Source organism: Rhodococcus sp. (in: high G+C Gram-positive bacteria) (assembly GCF_049591685.1).
GTDB lineage: Bacteria > Actinomycetota > Actinomycetes > Mycobacteriales > Mycobacteriaceae > Rhodococcoides.
Genome location: NZ_JBAWFH010000461.1, coordinates 1 through 3,632, shown reverse-complemented (window position 1 = coordinate 3,632; position 3,632 = coordinate 1). Strand labels below are relative to the sequence as shown.

The following is a 3,632-nucleotide window of genomic DNA, read 5'->3' as shown; positions in this document are numbered from 1 at the left end:
TTCGCGGACGAGCTGCTGGGTAGCCTCTCCGACGCCGGTGTCGATGTCGCACTGACCCGGCGCTCGGTGGGCCCGAGCGGGATCGCCGCCATCACCGTCGATACGCGAGGTGAGAACTCCATCGTCGTCGTACCCGGGGCGAACTCGGCTGTGGTCGACTTGACCGAGGCCGAGTTGCAGACCATCGCAGATGCAGATGTTCTGCTGTGTCAGTTGGAAATTCCGATGGCGGCCGTTGTCGCAGGGGCGACGCACGCACGGGCGAACGGAACGCTCGTCGTGCTCAATCCGTCGCCCGTGCAGACCCTCCCCGACGCACTCGTCGAGGTCGTCGACATCGTCATCGTCAACGACGCCGAAGCGAGTGCCCTCGGCGCTGACGTGCTCGGCCGCGTCGATCACGTCGTGAGGACGCTCGGTTCGTCCGGCGCAACGTACACCGGGCCCGGCCTGTCGTTCGACGCACCGGCGCCCACGGTCGATGCGGTGGACACGACGGGCGCAGGCGACGCGTTCGCAGGGGCACTGGTAGAGCAGTGGTTCGCCGGGCCCGAACGGGCGATACGGTGGGCTTGCGCGGCAGGGGCTTTCGCCGCTACGCGACGCGGTGGGGGCACGTCGTCGGGCACTCGGCTCGACATCGAAGCGCTACTGGGACACTCGTCGGCATGACACTGTCGCCCCGGGTGCCCGATCTCGCCGCGTTGGATGTCGTGGTGTCCGTGGCCCGGTTGGGAAGCATGAGCGCTGCGGGCCGCGAACACGGGCTCAGCCAGCAAGCTGTCAGCGCCCGGGTACGCGCCGCCGAGCGTGACATCGGGCTACGCGTGTTCCAGCGGACCAGCGGCGGTGTTGCCCTCACTCCGGAGGGTGTCGCCGTTCTCGAATGGGCGGAGAGCGTGCTGGCTGCCGCCGACTCCTTCGCGACGGGCGTGCAGTCTCTCCTGGCGGCCGACAACGCTCACCTGACGGTTGCCGCGTCGATGACGATCGCCGAGCACTTGATTCCCGACTGGATCGTCCTGATGCGCACGCGCCACCCCGATGTCCGCACTCGCACCCGCCTGATGAACTCCGCGGAAGTGGCAGAGCAGGTTTCGACCGGTAGGGCGGATATCGGTTTCGTCGAGGGCCCCGACATCCCAGCTGGTCTCGGAGCGGTCGTCCTCGCAGCCGATGAGCTCGTCGTGGTCACCGGGCCCGAACACGATTGGGCGCGAACGGGTTCGGTAGCGGTGTCGGAATTGGCGCGCACTCCCCTAGTTCAGCGCGAACCCGGATCGGGAACTCGGACGACGTACGAGAACACCGTCCATCCCTCGGTACCGCCGCTGCTGGAGCTGAACTCGGTCACCGCAATCAAATCGGCGGTCGTGACGGCGAATGCACCGACGGTGTTGTCGTCGCTCGCCGTGGCCGCTGAATTACGGGACGGCAGACTCGTCCGCATCGGCGTCGACGGGTTGACGATGCCGCGCCGGCTGCGGGCAATCTGGGACGGCGACCGACCGCTGCGCGGGCCGGGGCGCGACTTTCTCGACATCGCCACCGAGCGCCGGTGAGCCGGTGAGCCGGTGAGCCGGTGAGTTGGTGAGCGTCGACGGGGGCACACGGCCGAGGAATCACACCAGGGTGGCGACGGCGAAGCCTGCGGCGCATGCGCCGACCGACAACACGAGTGTGAACAGCGCGTACGACGCGGCGCGTGTCGCGTTACCCGACTGCGCCAGTCGCACCGTCTCGACGCTTGCGGTGCCGAACGTCGTGTAGCCGCCGCAGAAACCGGTTCCCACTATGGTCTCGAGGTCGGTGACGCCGTCGCGAGCGAGGGCGAGGCCGGCGAGGACGCCGAGGAGCGCAGATCCACTGATGTTGATGCCGATGGTGGCCCACGGAAGTGCCGAACGCGGGAACCTGAACTTGACGTAGGAGTCGACCACGTACCTCAGAACTGCCCCAAGCGCACCCGCAACAGCAAGAAGTACGCCGATCATCGAACCCGCCTGGCCGCACCCAACGCGATTCCGGCCCGCGCGGCCGCGATTCCCAGAACTACAGTCGTCAGCGCATACGCGAGAGCGGTGGGCCATTGGGAGTGCCGCGTCAGCGTCACCGTTTCGAGCGCGAACGTGCTGTAGGTGGTGAAGGCGCCACAGAATCCCGTCCCCAACAGCAGCCTAATCTGCTGCTGCGCAGCGCCTTCCCTACCACGCGCTGCAAGATTCTCCAGCAACAGACCGAGCACGAATGCCCCGACTACGTTGACGGCGAAGGTACCGACAGGCCAGCCGGTATCGGTGTGAGGGAGAGCGACTTCGACGCCGTAGCGCGCAAGGGTTCCACACGTTCCGCCGACGAAGACGGCGGTCAGTGCAGCCAGCGGAAGCCGAAAGCGCTTCGCCGGGCGGGCTACCCCTCCGCCGTTCTCACGGCCGGATTCGGGGCCGTCGACCATGCCACCTCCTCAGCTGCGTCGGTCAACAGTATTCACGTCGACGACCCGGCACACATGTCGGAGGCATGCGGCACGATGGGGCGATGACTTCGACAGATTCGACGACCGACCTGCGCGCCGACGCCGAACGCCTACTCGCCCAGCTCGCGGGCCCGGAAGCACGCTTGCGCGACGACCAGTGGGTGGCCATCGAAGCTCTCGTCGTACACCGGCGTCGCGCCCTTGTGGTGCAGCGAACCGGCTGGGGAAAGTCCGCCGTCTATTTCATCGCTGCAAAGCTGCTCCGCGAACAGGGCCTGGGGCCGACGGTCATCGTCTCTCCCCTGTTGGCGCTGATGCGCAACCAGGTCGCGGCTGCCGAACGGGCAGGCGTGCGTGCGGCCACCATCAACTCCGGCAACATGACCGAGTGGGAGGACGTGCACGCCGACGTCGCGGCGGGTCGCCTGGACGTGTTGCTGGTCAGTCCGGAACGACTGAACAATCCGGACTTCCGCGATCAGGTCCTGCCCTCGCTTGCGAGCGACGCAGGCCTCGTGGTGGTGGACGAAGCGCATTGCGTGTCGGATTGGGGCCACGACTTCCGGCCCGACTACCGACGCATCAGGACCTTGGTGTCCGAGCTGCGCGACGGCATTCCGGTGCTCGCGACGACGGCGACGGCCAACGACCGAGTGGTGGCGGACGTCGCAGCTCAGCTGGGCGTCGGCGGCGGCGACACCCTCGTGTTGCGCGGGGGGCTCGAGCGCGAATCGCTGCACCTGTCTGTCGTACGCATCGAGAACAGCACCGAGCGAGCTGCCTGGTTGGCATCGCACCTGCGAGAGCTGCCGGGGTCGGGCATCATCTACACGCTCACGGTCTCGGCGGCGAGCGACCTTGCCAGCCTCCTCACCGATCAGGGCCTCGCCGTCGCCGCATACACCGGTCAAACCGACACCGCCGAACGTGAATCGCTCGAACAGGACCTGTTGAACAACGACGTCAAAGCCCTGGTCGCCACTTCCGCACTGGGCATGGGGTTCGACAAGCCCGACCTCGGATTCGTCGTGCACATGGGGGCGCCCTCGTCACCGATTTCGTACTACCAGCAGGTAGGCCGCGCCGGACGCGCCACCGAACGGGCCGAGGTCATCCTCCTCCCCGGCCACGAGGACAAGCAGATCTGGAGTTATTT

General features: G+C 67.2%; 5 protein-coding genes. 3 read left to right on the top strand and 2 right to left on the bottom strand.

Translation table 11 applies throughout. The features are described 5' to 3' along the window. Window positions 1-672: PfkB family carbohydrate kinase (locus tag WBQ44_RS19195; RefSeq protein WP_495568263.1), on the top strand; the 672-nt coding region annotated here is incomplete at its 5' end. Beyond that, complete coding sequence (locus WBQ44_RS19190) at window positions 669-1,562, top strand: LysR family transcriptional regulator (RefSeq protein ID WP_495568262.1); 894 nt, start codon at window positions 669-671, stop codon at window positions 1,560-1,562. The genes WBQ44_RS19195 and WBQ44_RS19190, both read left to right, overlap by 4 nt. A 60-nt stretch (window positions 1,563-1,622) precedes the next feature. Here the strand turns inward: WBQ44_RS19190 and crcB (WBQ44_RS19185) are convergent, their stop codons facing one another. Together crcB (WBQ44_RS19185) and crcB (WBQ44_RS19180) are read right to left on the bottom strand one after the other, a co-directional pair. Next, entirely contained in the window at window positions 1,623-1,994 is a 372-nt protein-coding gene (gene crcB / locus WBQ44_RS19185) for a fluoride efflux transporter CrcB (protein WP_495568261.1), read from the bottom strand. Continuing rightward, on the bottom strand, window positions 1,991-2,455 hold the full coding sequence (gene crcB / locus WBQ44_RS19180) for a fluoride efflux transporter CrcB (RefSeq protein ID WP_495568260.1): 465 nt from the start codon (window positions 2,453-2,455) through the stop codon (window positions 1,991-1,993). Before crcB (WBQ44_RS19180) ends, crcB (WBQ44_RS19185) begins: the two co-directional genes overlap by 4 nt. Before the next feature lie 65 nt (window positions 2,456-2,520). Here crcB (WBQ44_RS19180) and WBQ44_RS19175 point away from each other — a divergent pair. Then, on the top strand, window positions 2,521-3,632 hold a 1,112-nt coding region (locus WBQ44_RS19175), incomplete at its 3' end, for a RecQ family ATP-dependent DNA helicase (protein ID WP_495568259.1).

Bases quoted from the DNA above. Each gene is read 5' to 3' on its own strand.
- crcB (WP_495568260.1), bottom strand. From the start codon at position 2,455: ATGGTCGACGGCCCCGAATCCGGCCGTGAGAACGGCGGAGGGGTAGCC.
- crcB (WP_495568261.1), bottom strand. From the start codon at position 1,994: ATGATCGGCGTACTTCTTGCTGTTGCGGGTGCGCTTGGGGCAGTTCTG.
- WBQ44_RS19190 (WP_495568262.1), top strand. From the start codon at position 669: ATGACACTGTCGCCCCGGGTGCCCGATCTCGCCGCGTTGGATGTCGTG.